Source organism: bacterium, assembly GCA_035419245.1.
Classification (GTDB): Bacteria; Zhuqueibacterota; Zhuqueibacteria; order Residuimicrobiales; family Residuimicrobiaceae; genus JAKPUX01.
Window position 1 is genome coordinate 476977 of record DAOLSP010000002.1, and the last position, 22447, is coordinate 499423.

Below are 22447 nucleotides of genomic sequence, written 5' to 3' on the forward strand. Positions count from 1 at the left end.
CATGAAGCGTTTCCGTGGACTCTTTTTCCTTCTGCTCCTCCTGCCGGGAGTACTCCGGGCACAGGGCCACAAGTACGACGGGCCCGACGACCCAGCCGGCGACATCGCCGCCATCCGCGAAGGCTGGATGAACGGCAACCGGGTGTTGCTCTACTTCAAGAACACCACCGAGTTGGCCAACTGGCCCAATTTTGACCAATCCAAATGGCCCAACGACTATACCGGCACCGGGATGCACGATGGTATTGCCCTCTATATCGCCGCCAAGGTGCACATCGCCGGCGACTCGAATCCGGTTACCGATCCGGCCGAAATCGCCAGCCGCAGCGACCTCAAGGAACTCTTTTTCTGTCAGACCAGCTACCGCATGGGCATGGATTATACCCCCGACGGCCTCATCCGCTGGGGTCTCTACCCGGTTTTCGGCTACTTTAATCCTAACAGCGAATATCCGGCGATGAGCAACCGCGAGGACTCCTGGCCGGCCCAGGGCTGGCCTTCGGCGGGCGAAACCCTCAAATGGCCGGGAGAGTGGGACGGCCGCTTTGGCCGGGGCATCAAGTATGCGGATCTCGAGACCTATTTCGTCGCCAACGATGCGCAGGATCTCGAGTACGTCCAGCCCAAGGCTCCGATCAAATACTATCCCCGCCCCGGCTACAAGATCGGCTATAAGGATCCCGGAGTCACCATCCAGGCCGGCGAGCCCTGGGGCGGCCTCGGCATCCGCGTCAAACAGCGCGGTTACCAGTGGAACAATCCCCAGACCCGCGATGCCATATTCTGGGAATATGACATCTCCAACATCTCCGACTATGACCTTGCCAACGTCGCCTTTGGCTATCTGCTCGATGCCGGCATCGGCCACCGCGGCAATCAGGGCGAATCCGATGACATCGGCTTTTTCGACAAGTATGATGACATCGCCTACGCCTGGGATTACGACGGCATCGGCATCGGCGGCGTGCGCACCGGCATCCTCGGCATGGCCTTCCTCGAAAGTCCTGGCAGCTGGAACGACGGCCTCGACAACGATGATGACGGTCTCACCGATGAACGGCGCGACAACGTCGCCACCCGGCTGATCGGCCCGACCGAGGGCATCACCGATCTGGCCAAATTCCTGGAATGGTACGGCCGGGCCGAGGATCAGCTCAGGAACCATTGGGATGCCGATGAGGACCAGGACTGGACGGACGGCAAGGACGCCAACCATAACGGCGTATATGACCTGGGCGAGGATTTCGGCTGCGACGTCGGCACCGACGGCGTCGCTCCCACCGACCTCAACTACCGCGGCCCGGATGCCGACGGCAGCGAGTGCAATCACCGCCCCGACTTCGTCGAGGGCCTCGGCTGCGAGCCTAATTTCGCCCTTACCGACATCTCTGAATCGGACATGATCGGCCTGACCGGTTTCCAGATGCTGCATCACCCGCAGGAGAACGAGCCGCCCTTCGCTGCCTACGACAAGGAGGCCTACCTGCAGATCGCCTCGCCCCGCCTCGAGGAGTATTTCGGCGAACTGGCCAACCTGATCATGACCTTCGGCGCCGGCACTTTCCGCCTCCCTCGCGGCTTGACCGAGCGCATTTCAATCTCCGAACTCCACTCCTATGAGGAGTTATCGGGACTCAACTCCCCCGCGCACTCCGCCCCCTCACTCTTCGAGAAGAAAAAGATCGTCCAGTTCATCTACGAGAGCGACTACCGCTTTGCCCAGCCGCCGCTCATGCCGGTGCTCAAGGCCACTCCCGGCGACGGCCGCGTCATCCTGAGCTGGGATGATACCTCCGACCGCTTCACCCGCGAGCCTATGCTCAACGCCACCAACGATTTCGAGGGCTATAAGCTTTACAAGGCAACCGACAAGTACTTTTCGGACGCGGAAAAGCTGACCGACATGTATGGCAACTCGGTCGGCAAGCTGCCGATCTTCCAGTGTGACCTGATCGACGGCAAGAAAGGCGCGGCCGACTTTGCCAACATCAACGGCGAACTCTATTATCTCGGCAGCGACGCCGGCTTGCAGCATTATTACGTCGACACCGATGTCCAGAACGGCCGCACCTATTACTATGGTCTCGCTGCCTATGATTACGGCATCGAGGGGCTCGAAGTAGCGATCATGCCGGCCGAAAACAATATCGTCATCGATCTCGATGAGGACGAGGCGATCCGCTTCACTGGACAGAACGTCACCATCGTGGTGCCCGAAGTCCAAGCCGCCGGCTATACCGCCCCGAAGATCGACGCCGCAGGCCTGAAACAGATCGAGGGCTGCGGTACCGTGAGCGTCGAAATCCTCGATCAGAGCGCGGTGCTCCCGGATCATTCCTACCGGGTCAAATTCCTCGCCGACACCCTCGGCTATGCCCGGCGCAACAAGGGGATGCGCCATCCGCTCGATGCCGTGACCATCAACACCGGCCTCGAGGTCTGGGATGAAACCCTGGATTCGCTGGTTTATCGTGAAACCAGCGCCAGCTATCCCGGCGACCATTTCCTCAATGGCGGCAAGAGCTATGTCAACGACGGTCAGGAACTGGTCCAGTACCGCTACTATGACACCACACGCGAGTTGACCACCGATATCTTCCACGGCATCCGCCTGCACTTCAGCGTGCCGACGCAGCTGGGCGATCTCGATGCGGCGCGCACCGGCTGGATCACCGGACAGGGGCCGCTCCAGGTCCAGGCCAGCATCTATGAGTCGCATGGCTTCCCCTACAGCTTCGACATCATCTTCACCTCCGACGATTCCGCCACAGTCTGCAAGCTCAACCAGGGCTCCTATATCTACGACGTGAACGGCGAGACCATGAAGAGCTACCTGCTCGGACAGGCCTTCAATTTCTATGTCGTCAACCGTCAGGCCGTCGATTCGACCGGGCAGTACGAGCGCCTCGATCTCATCGTCCATGACGTCAACCTCAACAAACGATTCGACCGTTTCGAGGATATTATCCTGGCCGGACATACGATCAAAAAGAAGAGTATCACCGGCAAGCCCCTGGTCTACTGGTCGGGCACCGTCTTCAGCATAGACTTCCGCCGTTACATGAGCGAGGAGGAGCTGCCCCGGCCCAACGATGTCTATCGGGTCAGCTTCAAACGCCCCTTCTCGCCGGCCGACACCCTGATCTTCTCGACCAAACCGGCCGTCGCAGCCGGGACCAGAAGCCTCGCTTCCGCCCTCGACCAGATCCTGGTGGTGCCCAACCCCTATGTCGCCACCAACGCCATGGAGACGGCGATCTCCAATCCCTATCTCAACCAGCGCCGCGTCCTGATGTTCACCCATATCCCGGCGCAGTGCACCATCCGGATCTTCACCGCCAGCGGCATCTTTGTCGACGAGATTGTGGTCGACAATCCCCCGGAGCGCGGAATTGTTCACTGGGACATGCTCACCCGCGAGGGGCTCGAGATCGCCGCCGGGGTCTACGTTTATCACGTCCGGACGCCCTCCGGTGACGAAAGGCTTGACAAATTCGCGGTGATCAAATAGGGCGCCTGGCTCGCTGCCGGGAGCGGCCGCCGGACGATTCATACGGAAAAAACTGAAGGGTGTTTGATGAGAATTCTACACTGGGCGCTTGCACTGATCGGCACGGTGGCCCTGGTCCTGCCGCTGCGGGCGCAGGAACCGACCCGTATCGGCACCACCGCGGCCAATTTTCTCGAGATCGGTTACGGCACCGCCGGATCGGCCATGGGCGACGCTTACGTGAGCATGGCCAACGATCTCACCGCCCTCTACTGGAATCCCGCCGGGCTGGCGGCGATGAAGAAAAACCAGGCCCTCTTCGTCTATCAACCCTGGATCGCCGGGATCAAGACCTCCTTCACCGGAGTCGGCCTCAACCTGAACAGCTACGGCACCCTCTCCTTCGGCTTCACCAGCGTCAATTACGGCGACATGAAGGTGACCACGATGGCGATGCAGGAGGGAACCGGCGAGCTTTTCTCGGCCAATGACATGGCCTTCAGCTTCGCCTATGCCCGCAAGCTGACCAACTGGTTCTCCTTCGGCGGCGCCGGCAAATATGTGCGCTCGTCGATCTGGCACACCGACGCCTCAGCCATGGCCATTGACCTCGGCGTCATCATCAATACCTATTTCTTTTCGCCCAATGGCCGCCGCGAACAGGGACTGAACATCGGCATGAGCATTTCCAATTACGGCTCGCGCATGCGCTATGACGGCATCGACCTGATCCATCCCATCGACATTCTCACCGACGAGAACGGCAATTTCAGCGATGTCCCAGGACGCTTCCATCTCTCCGAATGGGAGCTGCCCCTAATTTTCCGCCTCGGCGCCTCGGTGACGCCGCTCTACAGCGATCATCATGAGCTGATCCTGGGCTTCGATGCCATCCATCCGAACAACAACAACGAGTCGATCAATCTCGGCGCGCAGTATGCACTCACCTCACCCGGCTTCGGACGGCTCTTTCTGCGCGGCGGCTACAAGGCATTGTTCATGGACCATTCCGAGTTCGGACCGACCTTCGGCGCCGGCGTGGAGATGTTCACGCTGCACAATACCGGCGTCAAGATCGACTACGCCTGGCGTGATGTCGGTATGCTGGGTAATATCAACACCTTCGGGGTGATGGTGATGTTTTAAAGATCTTTCTGACCGGCGCACAGAGGGTGGAGCGGCTGACAACAGGATCTTTAGGCTATTTATTATGCGCGCGTCATCCTGGTGACTCTAGTATTTTGAGGTATAATAATGAAAAAACTGATCCTTACCGTCCTTCTGCTGGCCGGAGTGGCTCCGGCCCAGACGCGCTATGAGGCCGATTGGAAATCCCTCGACGCACGGCCCACCCCGCAGTGGTACCGCGATGCCAAATTCGGTATTTTCATCCATTGGGGCCTCTATTCGGTGCCCGCCTTCACCCGCAAGGGTGGCTACGCCGAATGGTACTGGAACGGCATCAGCGACTCCTCCACCTTCCTGTACAAATGGCACCGCCGCACCTACGGCGATGATTTCCGTTACCAGGATTTCGCCCCCCTCTTCAAGGCGGAGCTTTTTCAGCCAGACAAGTGGGCCGAACTCTTCGCGCGCGCCGGCGCCCGCTATGTGGTGCTGACCTCCAAGCACCACGATGGCTTTTGCCTCTGGCCCAGCGCCCAGAGCTGGAACTGGAACAGCGTCGACACCGGCCCCCACCGCGACCTCCTCGGCGATCTAACCGCCGCTGTCCGGGCGCGTGGCCTGCGCATGGGCTTTTACTACTCCCTCCTCGAATGGTTCAATCCGCTTTACCGGCATGACATCCAGCGCTACGTCGCCGAACACCTGCTCCCCCAGTTCAAGGATGCGGTGAGCCGCTACCAGCCCGCCCTGATCTTTTCCGACGGCGAGTGGGATTACGACAGCAAGGTCTTGCGCAGCGAGGAGTTCCTCGCCTGGCTCTACAACGATTCTCCCGCCCCCAAAGATGTGGTAGTCAACGACCGCTGGGGCGGCGAGACCCGCTTCAAACACGGCGGCTATTTCTCGACCGAGTACGAGTCCGCGACCAGCGAGCGTTCCGTTGAATTTCTGCGCCGCGGCTGGGAGGAGTGCCGCGGCATGGGCCGCTCCTTCGGCTTCAACCGCAATGAGGAGGTGGAGGATTACCAGACCGCCGTATCCCTGATCCACATGCTGATCGAGATCGTCAGCCGCGGCGGCAACCTCCTGCTCAACATCGGCCCGGCCGCCGACGGCACCATCCCGGTGATCATGCAGGAGCGGCTGCTGCAGATGGGCGAATGGCTTAAAATCAATGGTGAGGCCATCTACGGCAGCCGCGTCAACCGTACCCCTGGTGAGGGCGATTCGGTACGTTTCACCCGCAGCGCCGACGGCCGGTTTCTCTATGCCATCTGCCTGCGCCACCCCGGTACGCAGCTGCGTCTCGGTACTGTCGAGGCCCTGCCCGGCACGGCGGTTCGTCTACTCGGCCTCGACCGCGACCTCGCCTGGCGGCAGGAGGGGGGCACACTGGCGATCGATCTGCCCGTCGCGGTGATCCCGCACTTGCCCTGCGACCATGCCTGGGTTTTCCGCATCCAGGCCAGGCCCTATGTCGAGATCCCGGTTATCCAGGCGGATTCCTTCATCCGTGTCGGCAAGCCCCTGCGCATCACGCTTTCGGCGCAGCCGGCCGATGCCGCCATCCGCTATACCCTCGACGGCCGCGAACCGGATGAATTCAGCCCGCTCTATACCGCTCCGTTTTCCATCAAAACGAGCAGCACCCTGCGCGCCCGTGCGTTCAAGCCCGGTTGCACACCCAGCCTGACCGCGGCGCAGGAGATCAGCATCCTCGATGCCCGGGAGAACGGCCTGCGCTACCGCTATTATGAGGGCGAGTGGCCGCTTTTGCCTGATTTCTCCAGCCTTAAGCCGGCACGGGAGGGCCGCGCCTGGGATTTCAGCCTCGCCCCGCTGGTCCAGCGCGAGGATAAATATGCGCTGCTCTTCGAAGGCTATATCGGGATCGATCAGCCGGGCATCTATACCTTTTTCACGCGCTCTGACGACGGCTCGCGCCTCTGGATCGATGAGACGCTCGTGGTCGACAACGACGGCCTGCACGGCGCCAGGGAGGCGGAGGGAAAAATCACCCTGAGCGCCGGCCGCCATGCCCTGCGCGCCGCCTTCATGGAAAACGGCGGGGCGGAACTCCTCGAGATCTCGTACCAGGGCGCGGGGATGCCGAAGCAGCCGGTGCCGCCCTCCCGGTTGTATGTTCATCAATAGGAGCGGTCATGCATCCCCGAATCGCTGCTCTCTTCCTTTTTGTCACCGCAGCCGCCTTCGGGCAGGTCCGCGGCATCCCTGAATCCAGCCGCATCGCCGCATGGCGGGTGAGCGACAACGCCGGCGATTACCGGCCCGGGGCCCCGAGCGCGCCTGCACCCGCCCTTGCGCGGGTCGACGCGGCCGATTATGTGCTCATCGATCAGGTCGCCATCGCCGACTACCTGCTGCCCAGGCAGCGTTGGGCGGTCTCCTACGAACCCGCCTCCCGATCCCTTGCGCTCCACCTGCCCGCCGGCGTCGCCGGTCTGAACGAGGCGGCGCGGGCGGCGGCCGAACGCGCCCCCGACTGGCTGTCACAGGACCTGCGTTTGCTCTTCACCCTGCTTACCCCCGAATACCAGACGCTATGGGCCAATGCCATCCTTGAGGCGGAGGAACCCTTCATCGACGAGGTCGCCTTTGCCGTCGCCCATGCCTCACCCCAGTACCTGATGTCCGGCTACGGCTCACCGGCCCTCTTTCTCGAAAACGCCCGTTCGATCTATGCCAACGATGTGGCCCTTGATTATGTCGAGGTGGTCGACTATGGCACCGCAGCGAGCGATCCGGATTACTATACCACCACCCGCTACAAATCGTTGCGCGGCGGCAGTTTGGTCGAGGTCACAGCGCCGCGCGAGGTCTATTACTGGTACATCGTCTACCCCCGCGCCACCAGTGAGATCCCGGCCTGGATCGATCCATCCATTCCGGAGGACAACGGCCTGCGCAACAACAACTTGGCTGCGCCTCCCGCCGGGGTCTTTTGGCGAGACTGGCTCCTCAATCACGCCGATGACGGCTATCCCCGGCTACGCGATCTGCTCGCGGGTTGTGGCGCCCTCTTCGACGGCACCCGCGGCAAACCGGACGGCAAGGTGACCGCCATGGGGCGCCTCAATACCTGGATGGAGCGGACGCTTGCGTTCGATTCCCGGGAGGAACGCCCGCACCAGCCGGTGCGCATCTACCGCGTCCACATGGGCCGCTGCGGCGAATGGTCAGACCTGCGCAACGCCGCCGCCCGTTCCGCCCTGATCCCCTGCACCAGTGTCGCATCCTATTCAACCGACCATGTCTGGAACGAGTTCTGGGACGGCCAGTGGTACCACTGGGATAACGAGACCAATTATCCGCTGATGTACTACCTCGAATGGGGCAAGGTCTTCGGTACCGTCTTCGAGATCCGCAGCGACGGCGCCCTGACCTCGGTCACCAACCGCTACACCCGCGGCATCTCCTACATCGATCTCTACGTCACCGACAAGGCTGGCCGGCCTGTTGACGGCGCCGAAGTCAATCTCTACACCAAGGACCCCGCCAGCGGCGAACTCTGGTGGGACATGTATGCCCTTACCGATGACCGCGGCATGTGCACCTTCATGGTCGGCAAGAACCGGAGCTACTATGCCACGATCACCTCGGCGATCGGCAATTATCCGGTGCAGCAGGGCAATGTCGTAGAGGTGGTCGCCAATGCCGTCAGCGGCAGCGATTACAGCAAAAAGATCAAAATGACAGCAGTCAAGCCCGCTCCCAGCTGGACAGCCGTCGCTGCCCCGGCAGATGCGGAGGGTGACTATTACCTCGAGGCCGCCTTCACTGCGCCGAAAAAGCTCCTCAACGGAGCGGTCCGCTTCGACGACGTCCGCCGTGACGCCCAGCTCTACCAGGCGGATTACGACGGCAGCGTCGATTTCTACTTTGCCGACTCGGCGGGTTTTGCCGCGGCCTCGGAGGGCCGGGCCTTCAATGGTGTCGGACTGCTGCCCGATTCGCTGGAGGGCTACGGCTGGCTCAGCCTGCCGGCGGCGCAGCGATGGTATGCAGTCTTCGGCAGCGAGCAGAACAGCCGCAATGTAGAGCAGCTCGCGGCGACGGTGCGGCTGTTCGCCTGCACCTCGGCGCTGACGCGGCAGGAGCTGCGTTGCACGGCGGGATGGAACTGGATCGGCCTGAATGTGGTGCCGGCGACGACGGCGGTGGGGGAGGTGCTCACGCCCCTGGGGAGTAACGCGTTGAAGATCAGAGCCCTTGCAAAAGAGTCGGTTTATGAGGCCGGAAAAGGGTGGAGCGGGAGTCTCGAGAATCTCGTGGCGGGAAAAGGCTACCTGCTGCAGCTCGCCGATGCCCAGGATTTTACCCTGCATGCGCCGCTGCTGTCGGTCGATCAGCCGTTAGCCCTGGAGAAAGGTTGGAACTGGGTGGCCTATCTGCCGCATGCTGTCCTGCCGGTGGCGGCGGCCCTTGCGCCGGTCGCCGGCAGCCTCGTCCAGATCAAGGGACAGCAGCACTCGGCCATGTATGTGAAGGACCGCTGGATCGGCGATCTGACCTTGCTCGAGCCGGGGGCGATGTACAAGATCCTGATGAACGGGCCGGCCACCCTCACGTGGCCGAATCCCCAGCCCGCATTGGAAAAGGGTCCTGATACCCCGTTGTCTGAGCAAGTCATAACCGGCACCCCCGGCAACATGGTGGTGATTGCGCGCATCGTCAGCTCCCATCCCTTCGCCATCGCCGGCGTCGTAGATGAGCAGGGGCGCGCCCGCGGCTATGGTGTGCCCATCCCCGGGACCGGATTGCATTATTTCACCATCGTGGGCGAGACCGAAAACGAGCCGCTTTTCGTGGGCCTTCGGGCCAGCCCCACCGGCTATCAGACCGATTGCCTGCAGACGCTCAGATTCAGGGACGATGCCACTCTGGGCAGTCTGGATGCGCCGGTCTACCTTTCAGACCAAAGTCTCAGCTTCCAGCTGCAGCAGAATCATCCCAATCCCTTCAATGGCGGCACCACTATAACCTATGCGCTTTCCCAGGCGGGGCGGGCGCGGCTGGCGGTCTATAACCGCCTCGGGCAGGAGGTGAGGGTGCTCTTCGCAGACAGCCGGCCGCAGGGGGAGGGCACGGCACACTGGGATGGCCGGGATGAGGCCGGGCAGCCGGCAGCGGCCGGGGTCTACATCGTGCGGCTCGAGGCCGGGGATTCGCGGCAGTCGCGCAAAATCCTGCTGCTGCGCTGACCGTGCCGGGCTCGCGCCCTGCTCTCGCCCCCACCCGGCTCGCTGGTCACTTTTTGAACGGCAGCCCGAGGTAGTGCTCCCCCAGGACTGACAGCTCGCCATCGTTGGCGGTAAACACGTAGGTATAATGGGTGTCCGGGAAGCCGCCGCGCCCGTAGAACCAAGCGTAACGGAAAACGTCCGCCCGGTTCTCGCAGACCGTCACCATCTCGGTCATCTGCTGGATCTGTTTGGCGTAGGAGTTGATCTGGCTGTTCCAGTTGGCCATCTCCGTGACCCAGATCTTTTTATTGTACTTCTTCAACCGGTCGAGCTGGCCGGCCAGGCCGTAGTCGTACCAGTGAAAGGCGAGATAGTCGATCTGCGGTTCCCGGCCGTTGTTGGCGGTCTTGTAAGCGGCAAGAAAGGCATCGAGCCACACCACTGGATCGGCGTACCCGGCCATGGTGCCCCAGGTCATTGCCGGACCCACGAGGTGGACCGTACGGCCGAGGTCGGCGAGCTCCCGGACCACCTGTTCGTAACGGATCCAGTCGGCAGCCGCCTCGCCTGGGGTGCGGTTGGCCTGGTTGGTGAGGTTGGGCTCGTTCATCACCAGTATGTACTGCACTTTCGGATGACTGATGACGAAGGCCTTGATGCGCGTGATGTCGGTTGCGCTGGTATTGCCGCCCCAGAGCATCGGCACAAAATCCATGTCATAGGCCGTTTCATACTCCGCCGGAGCGCTGCTGCTGGGCGTGATGGCCCAGTTGTACCACCAGCTCACACCTTTCGAGAGCGCCGCAAAATCGGCGGGCGTGGCGAGGTTGAAGGCGATGCCGCGCTTCCAGCTTTTGGTTGCGGCATCACCGGTATCGGGCTTGGTCGGCGACTTGTCCTTGCAGCCGCTCACCAACACCAGCAGCGCCAGCAGACTCAGGGTTGCCATCCGTTTCATCACAGCACTCCCGTTTTGGGTTATTCAGATTCTTCCAGCGGCGCCAGCACGACGATCGTCGCGCCCCAGCCGCCGCGCTCCTCACCGGCAAGCTGGAAATGGCGCACCCACGCCAGCCGCCGCAGCACGGCATGCACCGTCTCGCGCAGCGCCCCCGTCCCCTTGCCGTGGATAATGCGCACCTCGAGGATCCCCTGCTCGCGGCAGGCAGTCAGGTATTCAGGGACCAATTCCTTTACCTCTCTCGGCGCAAAGGTGTGGAGATCCAGGGCCCCCTCAATCGGGATCGGGATGGGGTCGGGTTCTTTCATCACGCGCCCTCAAGCCTGGTTCGCCGCAGCGCTGCGGACAATGTGGCGCATCTCTCCGGGGATCTCAAGGGAGAATGCGGTCAGCCCCGAAAAATCACAAACCACTATCGCTCCGGCGATCCCTTCGAGCCAGTCCAGTGGTATACTTTCCATGCTAATCTCCGTAACCGTCATGATTGCTGCAGACCTATAATAGCCAATCGCCGCATCAAAGTCAATACTCTTCAGGGTGCCACGCTTGCAAAAAAAGATTGCATGGAATCGCCGAAAAGAGTAACATATCGGTAATAGACCCCTGATATGCCCTGAAATCTGAGTCCTGCCGGGTGGAGGAGAAGGTGGGCTGGTGGGTCGGCTGGGTCGAGCGTCCGGACGGCGCCGTTTTCTTCGCCCTCAACATCGATATGCCCGGCGACGGCGCGGATGCCCCTAAACGCGAGTCGATCGGCCGGGCCATCCTGCACTCCATTCAGGCCCTGCCGGGAGAATAAAACTCTGGAGTGGATATCATGAAAAAAATAATCCTGGCAGTTGTGCTTCTCGTGCTGATCTTTATCGGGCTGCATGAATATCGTTCTCCGGACACCGCGCCGGCCGTGGTCAACGGTTCACTGATCGCAGGCGAAAACAACGCCCCGTCGGAAATGATCTCCAGCAAAAAACCGGCGGAGGGCGCCCCATCGGCAACGAGCGGGTCGGCTTTTTCGGCAGTGGAGGTCGAGCTGATCCTTCAGCGTCACAACCAGGCGCGCGCGGCCGTGGGCGCCCGTCCCCTGATCTGGTCGCAGGATCTCGCTCGCTACGCCCAGGAGTGGGCGGATCATCTCGCGGCGGCGGGCTGCCGCTTCGAGCACCGGCCGGAAAGCGGCCCCTGGAAAGAGAAATACGGGGAAAACCTCTTCATGGGCACGGCCGGTTATTACGGCGCTGGGGAGGCTGTGGACTCGTGGATCAGTGAAAAACGGTTTTATCAGGGCCAGACTCTCAACGAGGCCAACTACCATGAGTTCGGCCACTATACCCAGCTCGTCTGGAAATCGACCAAAAAGGTTGGCTGCGGCCAGGCGCTCTGCAATGGCGAGGTGATCATCGTCTGCAACTATGCCCCCGCCGGCAATGTCATCGGCGAAAAGGCGTGGTGACCCTCCTTTCGCGCGTCGGTCCCGGCAGAATCGGCTTTCATCCTCCCCCTCTTGATTTTTCTTAAGAACATATTTTCCCGTGCTGCGTTTTATTGATGGACAACCCCGATTCGATACCACCGGGGGGGAGGTAACCCGGCTCGCATCCGGCGATCCGGGCATTCGAGAAAGAGAGGAAGTGTATGAAAAGAAACCAATGGATTGCAAGCTTGATGCTCGGATCCGCCGTGATTCTGCTTGCCGCCATGGCCGCGCCGGCACAGCCGCCGCGCTGGAGCGTGGATGAACAACTCAAGCGGCTCGAACAGGATCTCAAACTGACAACCGAGCAGAGCAAGACCATCAAAGCGATTCTCACCGATCAGCAAAAAGAGATGCAGACGCTCCGGGACCAGAATCAAGGTGACCGCGAATCCATGCGGGAGAAAATGCAGGCCCTCCGCAAAAAGTACGATGAAAAGATCCTCGCCGTGCTGAATGATACCCAAAAGGCGGAATACAAAAAGATGATCGAGGAACGTGCCAAATGGCGTCAGGGCCGCGGCCGGCACGGCGCTGACAATCCTCCGCCTGCCAAATAACCAAAACTGCAGGGAGCTGTCCATAACGGATTCCTGAACGGGTAACTTGTATGAAACAGAGAAAAATGCTCCTCCTCATCGCACTGCTGGTGATCCTGGGGGGGCTGGCGGCGATTCTGTCGCGCAAGCCTTCCAGCGGCAAGGTTGAATACCAGTTCGTTGAGATTACGCGCGGCAATGTCCAGAATACCATCAGCAGCACCGGGACCATCGAGCCGGTCAGCAAGGTTGAGGTGGGCACCCAGGTGAGCGGGACCATCGACCGCATTTATACCGATTTCAATCAAGTGGTCCACAAGGGACAGCTCCTCGCGGTGCTGGATACCGTCCTTCTCAAGGCGGCCGTACTCGACGCTCAAGCCAATCTGGAGAAGGTCAGCGCCCAGCTGGAACAGGCCCGGGCGGATTTCGAACGCAACAAGACGGTCTATGAGAAGAAGCTGATTTCGGAGGCGGAGTATCTGCCTTACAAGGTCAACTACGCCGCGCAGGTCGCCAATCTGAAATCCGCCCAGGCCAACCTCGTCCGCGCCGAGCGCAATTTAAAATTCGCGGTGATCCGCTCACCCATCGATGGGACTGTGATCAGCCGCAATGTCGAGGCGGGCCAGACGGTCGCCGCCAGCCTTCAGGCGCCGGTGCTTTTCATCATCGCCGGGAATCTGAACAAGATGGAGATCCACGCCGCCGTCGATGAGAGCGATATCGGCTCGATCCGGGAAGGCCAGATGGTGCAGTTCCAGGTGCCCGCCTACGCGGACAAGACCTTCACCGGCACCGTCCGGCAGATCCGTTTGCAGCCTGAGACCGTCCAGAATGTGGTGAACTATACGGTGGTAGTCGATGCCGATAACGTGGACAATCTCCTGCTGCCGGGGATGACCGCCACCCTCGACTTTATTGTCCAAGACCGCCAGGATGTGCTGCTGGTGCCCAATGCCGCCCTCAATTTCAAACCCACCGATGCCATGCTGCAGCAGATCCGCAAAAACCGGGAGGCGCTCGCTGCCGGCATGCCCGATTCCCTGCGCGGTCGCATGCGCTGGAATGTGGGAGGCGACAACGCCGCGGGAGGAGGCGCCCGCACGGAAGGCGGCGGAAATGGCATGCCAGGCGGCTTGGCGCGCGAAGGTGGCGCTCCGGGCATGCCCGGCGGCGGATTCATGCGCAACGGCTCCCTGCCCAAAGATATGGGCCGGCTCTATTTTCTCGATGAGAAGGGCAATCTGGCCATGGCCATGATCCAGACCGGTGCCAGTGATGGCAAATCGACGGAGATCGTACGCGGCCGGCGCATACGGGAGGGGATGAAGGTCATCAGCGGCCTGGTGGAGAGCAGCTCCGGCAAGCCCCGGGTGCAGACGACCCGAACGCCGGCTATGGGACCGGGCATGGGCGGACGGCCCTTCTAGAGGGTAGCCTGGATCAAGCAGACAGCGAGGAGAGGCATGCAGACGGTCATTGAAACCCGGCATCTGAAAAAGACCTATCAGATCGGCGATATCGCCGTGCACGCCCTGCGCGGTGTCGATCTCGTCATCAACCGGGGCGAATTCCTGGCGATCATGGGAGCGTCCGGTTCGGGCAAATCCACGCTCATGAATCTCCTAGGCTGCCTCGATGCCCCCAGCTCCGGAGAGTACTATCTCAACGGCCGGCGGATCAGCGAACTCTCCCGCAATGCCTATGCGGAAATCCGCAACCAGAATATCGGCTTCGTCTTTCAGGGGTTCAACCTGCTGCCGCGCACCTCAGCTCTCGAAAACGTCGAGCTGCCCCTCCTTTACGACCGCACCCATCGCATCCCCGATCACCGCCAGGCCGCTCTCGACGCGCTCAGGATGGTCGGGCTGGGCGATCGCATCCATCATGAGCCCAATCAGCTCTCCGGCGGCCAGCAGCAGCGCGTCGCCATCGCCCGCGCCCTGGTGAACCGGCCGGCCATCATCCTCGCCGACGAGCCGACCGGCAACCTCGACAGCCGGACCTCCATCGAGATCATGGCGGTCTTCCAGGCGCTCAACCGCCAGGGCATCACCATCATCCTGGTGACCCACGAGGCGGATATCGCCGCGCATGCTCATCGCATCGTCGAGATGCAGGACGGGCTCATCCGTCGTGATGCGCCCCACGCGGCGTCCCGCGATGCTGCGGGTGAACTCGAGACCTTGCGCCTGGCGCCCGCCGTCCCGGAGGAGGAGTAACCCATGTTGCAGCTGAGAAATCTGATCCGCACCGCCTTGCGCAGCCTGACGAAAAACCGCATGCGCAGCCTTCTGACCTCTCTGGGCATCATCATCGGTGTCAGCGCGGTGATCATCATGGTGGCCATCGGCGAGGGCTCGCAAGCCCAGATCGCCCGGACGATGAATATGCTCGGGACCGACCTGATCATCGCCTTTCCCGCCTCCAGCCGTATGGGCGGAGTCAGCCGCGGCGCCGGCAGTTTCAACCGCTTCACCTTCGCCGATGTGGAGAAGATCCGACAGAGCGCCCAATATATCGCCGCGGTCTCCCCGGTGGTCACCTCGGGAGGCCAGATCATCGGCGGCGGCAAGAACTGGAGCACGACCGTCTTCGGGGTGACGCCAGACTATTTCACCATCCGCAACTGGCAGGTCAAGTCAGGCGACTTCTTCAGCGACCGCGACGACCGGTCACGCCGCAAGGTCTGCCTTCTCGGCAATACGGTCGCCGAGGCGCTCTATGGCGATCAGGATCCGGTCGGCCAGAAGGTGCGCATCCGCAACACCCCTTTCACGGTGGTCGGGGTCCTGCGCAGCAAAGGCCAGTCGGCTGCCGGAGCGGATCAGGATGATGTCATTCTCGCGCCGTCCACGACAGTTCTTTACCGGCTGCGGGGCGGGCAGAATATCAACATGATCAACGCCAGCGCCAAATCGGGCGCCGTGGTAGCCCAGGCCCAGGCCGAGATGGCGGCTTTGCTGCGGTCGGCGCATCACATCGAGCCGGGCGAGGAGGATGATTTCGTTGTCCGCACCCAGGCGGAGATCACCGAGGCAGCCTCCGCGGCTTCCAAGGTCATGACCATGTTGCTCGCGGCGGTGGCGGGCGTCTCGCTGATCGTCGGCGGGATCGGCATCATGAACATCATGCTGGTCTCGGTGACCGAACGCACCCGGGAGATCGGCATCCGCATGTCGGTGGGCGCGCGCAGCAGCGACATCCTCACCCAGTTTCTTTCCGAAGCGGTTGTGCTGAGCCTGAGCGGCGGTTTGATCGGCATCCTGCTGTCGGTCATCCTCTGCAAGCTGCTCAATCAGTTCACCTCGTATTATACCGTGATCAGCCCCGAGATTGTGTTGATTTCGGTCCTCTTTTCCGCGGCTGTGGGGGTATTTTTCGGCTTTTATCCCGCGCGCAAGGCCGCCGGTCTCAATCCCATCGATGCGCTCCGTTATGAGTGAGCGCGGGATGGGGTGGCGGCGCCGGATAGTATAAAATAGTTCACTTTCTCCTTGCACATTTCCATAATTTGCCATATACTGTGTTAGAGTTTGGCACGACGCCTTCTCCGGAGTTGATTTCTGAGCTGCTGGATTGCAGGATCCTTACGATGAGCACAATCGCTTTTATTACATACTGTCCCCAACGGTCTGACATCCGGGTTTCAGCGGATGACCCTCCCCGACCTGTTTTAACCTGGTCCGTATAAAGTAGTCCCTTTTTCGTTCATGTCGTCTGGACATGAAAATTCGCGCTCTGCAACGTAGTTGTATGGACAACCGGTCAAATGCACAAGAAATGAAAGCCACCGTGCATCTTTTGCTCTCGGATGGTCTCAACCGGCCGCACCGGTTCCTGGTGCTGCTGCTCATGACCTGCTTTCTGGTTTCCTGCGATGCTCCGGTCAAGGTCGGCTTGATTGGCGACCAGTTTGGCGCGGCGACTGCCGACTCCGCTTATGCGGTGATGGACAAGGCGGTTTTGCGCTTGCAGCGGGAACAGCCGGATGTCGTGGTTCATGTCGGGGACATGGTGGAGAGCGTGCGCAACATTCATTCCTTCGAGGATTATCAGAAAAACTGGCTGACAGCTGCCTCGATTATGAACAAACTGAATCGGCCGTGGTTCCTGGCGTTCGGCGATCATGACGTCGTCCCACCTGAGTATCAACCCCTCTCCGCCGATCATTCGCGCGAGGAATGGGCATTCAGACTGGCGCATCTGCAGGGACTCCCCGTCGATTCGCTGCCCTATTACGGGGTCTCCATCAAGGGGTATCATTTCATTTTTCTTTACAGTCTTGAAAATCTGCACACCGACCCCCGCTGGGGATCCATTTTCCTGAATTCCATTTCAGACCGCCAGATGAGCTGGCTGAAAACGGAGTTGGATACCCATAAAGATTCCAAGGGGATCGTCGTTATCCTCCATCATCCGCATTGGTATGTCTGGTCCAATTGGTACCGGATTCATGAATTGCTGCGCCGATATCCGGTAAAGGCGGTCATTGCCGGCCACTTTCACTATTCCCAGGATGATGGTATCCTGGATGGCATCCGCTATTGCGTTATGGGTTCCACTGGCGGAGTGATCAATGACACCGATCCCAATAGCGGGGGAGCTTTCGTCTACGGCCTGATGACGCTCTTTGAGAGGAAGCAGCCAGGGTTCGTCGTCAGATCCGTCAAATCGGACAGCGTTATCAGCGTTCCCTCAAGAAGAAGCATGGATCGGATCCAGGCCATCGAATGCATGCTGGATGGCTTGTGGCAGGATGAAAATATGGTCCTGCGGCAGGGAAGATTATTTGACAAGAATGGCGACAAGCTCACGTTACTGCATGGGATCGGACTGGAATCGATAGCGAATCCGGTTGATGTCCCGATTACCATCGCTATTGAATACGATACGACTCTGATTGGGGCGACCCGATGGAATATCGGCCCGGCGCCGGTGGATGGCCGTGCAAAACTGGAATTGAAACCCGGGCTTGGCATGGGTTGGGCCAATTATTCGAATGTCGGCAAGTGGGATAAAAGCAAACCGGTTTGGGCTGCTGATCTCCGGCCGCAAATCAGGCATGACCTGAAGAGCATCACGCTGAATGTCTTCGTCAGTTTCCAGGATGACCGGGTACGCCGGGTAAAACGGACCATTACCTATAGCATTAACTGAGCGGAATACCATGCATGAATCTCTTTTCAACCTGGACAAATCCAGCATCATTCCGTACTATTATCAGCTACAGGAAGTTCTGGAAAACCTCATCGAACAGGGGGTATACAAGCCGGATGAAAAGCTTCCGTCGGAAAATGAATTGAAGGATTCGCTGGGCATCAGCCGTGCAACGGCCCAGCGTGCATTGCAGCACCTGGTCGACCGGGGCATGGCGCGGAGAATTCAGGGCAAAGGCACCTTCGTCGCCAATAAAACGATCACCTACAGCGTGGTTGCGGCGTTCAGTTTCTCCGCTGAAATGCTCGGCTTGAATAAAAAAGTGCACAGCAAACTGATTTGCGCGGAAGAAATTCAGGCGCACAGCCTCATTTCCAAGATGCTGCAAACGGCCGCCGATACCAAATTTTACAGTATCCAGCGCATCCGCTATGTGGACAGCGAACCCATCTCGCTGCAGACCTCGTATCTGCCGGTGGGCCTGGTGCCTGGCCTGATCGCAAAAAACTTCGAAGAAGAATCGCTGTTTGAGACGATCAAAAAGGACTATGGTTTGACCATCAAGGATGCCCAGGAAACCTTGCAGGCGGTGAAGGCTACGGAATACGAAGCCAGACACCTGAGTATCAAGGAGGGCGATGCGGTGTTCCTGCTGGAACGGATTACCCGGATCACCTCAGGGGAAATTCTGGAATTTGTCAAAACCATTCTCAGGGGTGATACCGGAAAATTCTATATCGAATTATCGCCGGAATTAAAGTGACGGGAGCCGTTGTGTCCTCTTTCAATCTGGACGATCTTTATACACTGCTGAAATCGCGGCGGTCGGATCTGGGGCGGATCCATTCCGTCCGGGATTTGACCAGAATTCACCTGGATCAGCACTACTCATTGATTGTTGCGGTGGATTCGGATGGGGGTATCGGCCCGATGGAGGCGGATACCGTTTATTGCCCGGCCTATGATTTAGGCCGGCTTGCCATCCGCGTGCCGCTGCTGGAAATCCTATGTTCGGGCGCGATTCCCTTGGCCGCTTATGATATGCTGACCATGAAGATGGAAGGCATCGGCGCTGAGATTGTCCGCGGCATCCGGGATGAATTGAAATTGGCTGGTTACGGCGAGGACTTTCATCTGTCAGGCAGCACCGAGGATAATGTGCCGACGAGGATGACCGGCGTGGGGACCACCATCATCGGGCTGGTTCGGGCCAATGAGTTCCGGCCGGGATCGTCGCAGCCGGATGATAGCGTCGTGTGCCTGGGTTTGCCCAAATCCGCCCCCGAGGATCGCGTCCGGACGGATGATCCCGAAATCATCCAGCAAACCGATCTTGAGGTGGTACTGGGCATCAGCAGCGTTCATGATATCCTCCCGGTGGGAAGCCATGGCATCGGCTATGAGGCGGAGGCCATGGCCAGGGATGCCGGGTTACACTTTATAAGGGACGTTCACTGCCCGTTGAGTTTTCAGAAATCGGCGGGTCCTTCCACCTGCGTTATTGCTTCATGCCAGAACAGCGTCGTAGAAAAGCTGTCAGGGATAATTCACGCCCCGGTCACCCTGCTGGGAAAAATGAGCCTACCTAACTGAGACCGCCTCTATGCCATTGGATGTGCTTCAAAAACGGATCAAGGGATGCCTGGTTGGGGTCGCCGCGGGCGATGCCATGGGTATGCCCTCTTCGATGATGAGTCCGGAAACGATACAGAATACCTTCGGCCACATTGATACCTTTCTGCCCGCACCACCCGGCCACCTTCTGCATCATGGCATGGCCGCCGCTACGGTGACCGATGATACCCAGCAAACCCTCCTGATTGCCGACTCGATCATCGCCAAAGGCGATATCTATCCGGAAGATATCGCGCAACGCCTGATCCGGTGGGGAGAGGAAATCCGTGCTTTCGACTCCATGGCGGTCGGCCCCAGCTCGCTCAGGGCCTTGTATGCCATCAAGTCAGGAAAATCTATCTATGAAGCGGGCCGGGCCGGAGATACCAACGGCGCGGTGATGCGCATCGCTCCGGTAGGGCTTCTGGGTTTCGGGAACCGGGATAAAACCCTGGATCTGGTCAGACGGGTCTGCATCCCGACCCATAACACCAATATTGCCATCGCCGGCGCAGCCGCGGTCGCCATGGCCATCGGTTTGGCGTTGCAGGGGGAGCAGGATGTCGAGACCCTGATCAAAAGTTCAATCGAGATCATCGAACCGGCGATGAAGCTGGGAAATATCTGGTACAGCGCCTCCATTCATGACCGGGCCAATCTGGCGCTGGATATTGTCACCCGGGCCCAAGATCGCGCTGAAGCGATGAGCAGGCTCTACCGGGTCATCGGGGCCGGCGTACAGATTTCAGAGACCGTTCCAACCTGTCTGGCCTTGACCAGACTCGTCGACGGCGATCCGGTGCAGGGCGTGATTGCCGCCGCCAATCTAGGGGGAGACTGCGATACCATCGGCGCCATCACCGGTGGCATATGCGGCGCGATAAAGGGAATTGACGCCTTCCCCGACGACTGGGTTGAGCAGTTGAGTGGGACCAATAACATTGATTTTGACTGGTATACAGGACAGCTTTACCACCTCATTACGGGTAAGGAGTAACTATGATTCGCAAATCCTTCTGCCTTTGGTTCGGGATCCTGATCATGGTGGCAATCCTCAGCAACGCCCAGAGTCAGGATGCGAAAGAGAAAGAAAAATCGACCTCAGAAGTTGCTTTGACTAAAGAAGATTTTATCAAAAACAATTGCGAGAACGTCGGCGATGCGCTGCAGACGATTTCCGGCGTTTACATCAACGCCGAGGGCGAGATTTCGCTGCGGGACGTCAGTGCATCCAAGGTCGTCGTTATCATGGATGGACAGCGGTTGAACACCCCGGGCTCAACCAGCGTCAATATTGCCTCCTTGCCGATTCAGAATGTGGAGAAAATCGAACTGCTGCGCGGCGGACGCTCGGCCCAATACGGCGCGGATGCCGTGGGCGGCGTGATCCTGATCACCACGAAAGGCCAGGAGGAGAGTCAGAAAGCCTTGAACCTCAGTGCCAAAGGATCTTTCGGCTCATACAACCGGCAAATCTATAATGTCACCGAATCGTATGGTAAGAAGAATCTCAACTCCTTTGTCTCTTACCAGCGCGAGACCTGGGATGGCAATTTTACCTACGACGACTATTACGGCGTCAGGCAAACCCTGATCAACAATAAACAATCCTCCCATAATATCTTCGGGAAGGTCGGCTACAGTCTCGATCAGAATCAGCAGCTCAGCACCTCGGCGAACTGGTACTATGCGGATAACGGCACACCCGGCATGATTGATAATCTCACCCCCAAGGCCCGTTTGCGCCTGGACAACCGGTCCTATAACCTGACCTACGACAACAAGAAAACATTCAAGGATTTTTCGCTCAAAGCGCAAAGTTATTACCTGGATCTGGAGACTAAATTTGATAATCCGGATGCCTTTGGCGGTGCCGTGCACAGCGATCACAATAACTACGCGCTGGGACTCGAATTATCCCAGTCCGGTTCACTCGGTGCGAACCTCTCTCTGGACTACGGCTATTCCTTCCGCAACGATCGCATCAGAAGCACGGATGTGGGCAAAAAGCAGCGCAACACCAACAGCGGGCATATCGCCCTCACCGGTCATACCGAGCTTCCCGGCTGGCTTTATCTGACCGCTCTTGAAGCCTCGATAGCGGCACGCTATGATGCGCCGACCGATTTCCGGTCCGCTACCAGTCCGAGGTTCAGTGCGTCGCTGTCCCACAAGGGCGAGGTTGCTGTTTCGCTGACGGGGCATGTCGCCCAATCGTATAAGGCGCCTTCCTTCAATGACTTGTACTGGCCGCAGGATGCCTTTGCCGTCGGTAATCCGGATCTGGTCCCGGAAGACGGCTTCAATTATGACATCGGGATCTCCTCCAATTATAAAGCCTTGTCCCTTGCAGCCAATTATTTCAGAAATGATATCAATAACCTGATTCTCTGGGAACAGGACCCGGCCTTGAATAATCTCTGGACGCCGAAAAATATTTCGAAATCAAATACCTACGGTATTGAGACCTCCATGAATCTGGATTTATGGAACCGCATGATTTCATTGAATTCCGAATACACCTACATGAAAGCCTTGGACAAGGGGCCGGATCCCAGCCGGCATAACCGCTATATCATCTACCGTCCCAAAAACAAACTGGATCTCACCGGCACGCTGCGGCTCTGGAAGATGGAATGGAATACGATTTATCATTATAAAGGCTTGCGTTTTACCAATGCGGCCAATACCAATTGGCTTCCGGCCTATCATACCATCGATACCAATCTGACCTACAAATTCGGTTTCAGTAACCTGCAGTGGGTCACTATTTTTGAAATGAGCAATTTGACGGATGAAAGCTTTATGCAGGTGTTGGGGACGGCTGAACCCGGGCGGATGTTCAAGATTTCTTTGGGTGCCAATTTTTAAGTAAAG

18 protein-coding genes are annotated in these 22447 nt (G+C 59.2%); 15 read left to right on the forward strand and 3 right to left on the reverse strand.

Going from position 1 to position 22447, the window contains the following annotated elements:
• Position 1: 1 nt before the first annotated feature.
• The 4 genes from PLH32_05735 to PLH32_05750 all read left to right on the forward strand — a co-directional run bounded on the left by PLH32_05735 (position 2) and on the right by PLH32_05750 (position 9840).
• Positions 2–3511 carry a hypothetical protein gene (locus PLH32_05735; GenBank protein ID HQJ64098.1) on the forward strand — a complete coding sequence of 1170 codons (3510 nt, stop codon included), beginning with the start codon at positions 2–4 and terminating at the stop codon, positions 3509–3511.
• 66 nt (positions 3512–3577) lie between these two features.
• Positions 3578–4636 carry a PorV/PorQ family protein gene (locus PLH32_05740; GenBank protein ID HQJ64099.1) on the forward strand — a complete coding sequence of 353 codons (1059 nt, stop codon included), beginning with the start codon at positions 3578–3580 and terminating at the stop codon, positions 4634–4636.
• Positions 4637–4744: 108 nt separating this feature from the next.
• Positions 4745–6772, forward strand: a complete 2028-nt coding sequence (locus PLH32_05745; protein HQJ64100.1) for an alpha-L-fucosidase — start codon at positions 4745–4747, stop codon at positions 6770–6772.
• Between the two features lie 8 nt (positions 6773–6780).
• The gene (locus PLH32_05750) at positions 6781–9840 is read left to right on the forward strand and encodes a FlgD immunoglobulin-like domain containing protein (GenBank protein ID HQJ64101.1); all 3060 of its coding nucleotides are present in this window, start codon (positions 6781–6783) and stop codon (positions 9838–9840) included.
• A gap of 46 nt (positions 9841–9886) precedes the next feature.
• Here the strand turns inward: PLH32_05750 and PLH32_05755 are convergent, their stop codons facing one another.
• From PLH32_05755 to PLH32_05765, 3 genes are read right to left on the reverse strand one after another with little or no spacing between them, the layout of a single operon-like run.
• On the reverse strand, positions 9887–10780 hold the full coding sequence (locus tag PLH32_05755; GenBank protein ID HQJ64102.1) for a glycosyl hydrolase: 894 nt from the start codon (positions 10778–10780) through the stop codon (positions 9887–9889).
• Between the two features lie 20 nt (positions 10781–10800).
• Entirely contained in the window at positions 10801–11091 is a 291-nt protein-coding gene (locus tag PLH32_05760; GenBank protein HQJ64103.1) for a Smr/MutS family protein, read from the reverse strand.
• 9 nt (positions 11092–11100) lie between these two features.
• A complete protein-coding gene (locus PLH32_05765; GenBank protein ID HQJ64104.1) occupies positions 11101–11244 on the reverse strand; it encodes a hypothetical protein in 144 nt (47 codons plus the stop codon).
• Positions 11245–11429: 185 nt separating this feature from the next.
• On the opposite strand from PLH32_05765, the gene PLH32_05770 reads away from it, so the two are divergent.
• The 11 genes from PLH32_05770 to PLH32_05820 all read left to right on the forward strand — a co-directional run bounded on the left by PLH32_05770 (position 11430) and on the right by PLH32_05820 (position 22441).
• The gene (locus PLH32_05770) at positions 11430–11582 is read left to right on the forward strand and encodes a hypothetical protein (GenBank protein HQJ64105.1); all 153 of its coding nucleotides are present in this window, start codon (positions 11430–11432) and stop codon (positions 11580–11582) included.
• An 18-nt stretch (positions 11583–11600) separates the two neighbouring features.
• The gene (locus PLH32_05775) at positions 11601–12233 is read left to right on the forward strand and encodes a CAP domain-containing protein (GenBank protein ID HQJ64106.1); all 633 of its coding nucleotides are present in this window, start codon (positions 11601–11603) and stop codon (positions 12231–12233) included.
• A gap of 182 nt (positions 12234–12415) precedes the next feature.
• Positions 12416–12814 (forward strand): hypothetical protein, encoded by a 399-nt coding sequence (locus PLH32_05780; protein ID HQJ64107.1) that lies wholly within the window; start codon positions 12416–12418, stop codon positions 12812–12814.
• Positions 12815–12864: 50 nt separating this feature from the next.
• A complete protein-coding gene (locus PLH32_05785; GenBank protein ID HQJ64108.1) occupies positions 12865–14226 on the forward strand; it encodes an efflux RND transporter periplasmic adaptor subunit in 1362 nt (453 codons plus the stop codon).
• Positions 14227–14262: 36 nt separating this feature from the next.
• Entirely contained in the window at positions 14263–15018 is a 756-nt protein-coding gene (locus PLH32_05790) for an ABC transporter ATP-binding protein (GenBank protein HQJ64109.1), read from the forward strand.
• Positions 15019–15021: 3 nt separating this feature from the next.
• A complete protein-coding gene (locus PLH32_05795) occupies positions 15022–16242 on the forward strand; it encodes an ABC transporter permease (protein HQJ64110.1) in 1221 nt (406 codons plus the stop codon).
• A 337-nt stretch (positions 16243–16579) separates the two neighbouring features.
• A complete protein-coding gene (locus PLH32_05800; protein ID HQJ64111.1) occupies positions 16580–17956 on the forward strand; it encodes a metallophosphoesterase in 1377 nt (458 codons plus the stop codon).
• A gap of 10 nt (positions 17957–17966) precedes the next feature.
• Positions 17967–18719: a GntR family transcriptional regulator gene (locus PLH32_05805; protein ID HQJ64112.1), complete on the forward strand. Its 753-nt coding sequence runs from the start codon at positions 17967–17969 to the stop codon at positions 18717–18719.
• Between the two features lie 11 nt (positions 18720–18730).
• On the forward strand, positions 18731–19549 hold the full coding sequence (locus PLH32_05810; protein ID HQJ64113.1) for a hypothetical protein: 819 nt from the start codon (positions 18731–18733) through the stop codon (positions 19547–19549).
• A 10-nt stretch (positions 19550–19559) separates the two neighbouring features.
• Positions 19560–20567, forward strand: coding sequence for an ADP-ribosylglycohydrolase family protein (locus PLH32_05815; protein ID HQJ64114.1), 1008 nt, complete (start codon positions 19560–19562; stop codon positions 20565–20567).
• A gap of 2 nt (positions 20568–20569) precedes the next feature.
• The gene (locus PLH32_05820) at positions 20570–22441 is read left to right on the forward strand and encodes a TonB-dependent receptor (GenBank protein ID HQJ64115.1); all 1872 of its coding nucleotides are present in this window, start codon (positions 20570–20572) and stop codon (positions 22439–22441) included.
• Positions 22442–22447 lie beyond the last annotated feature (6 nt).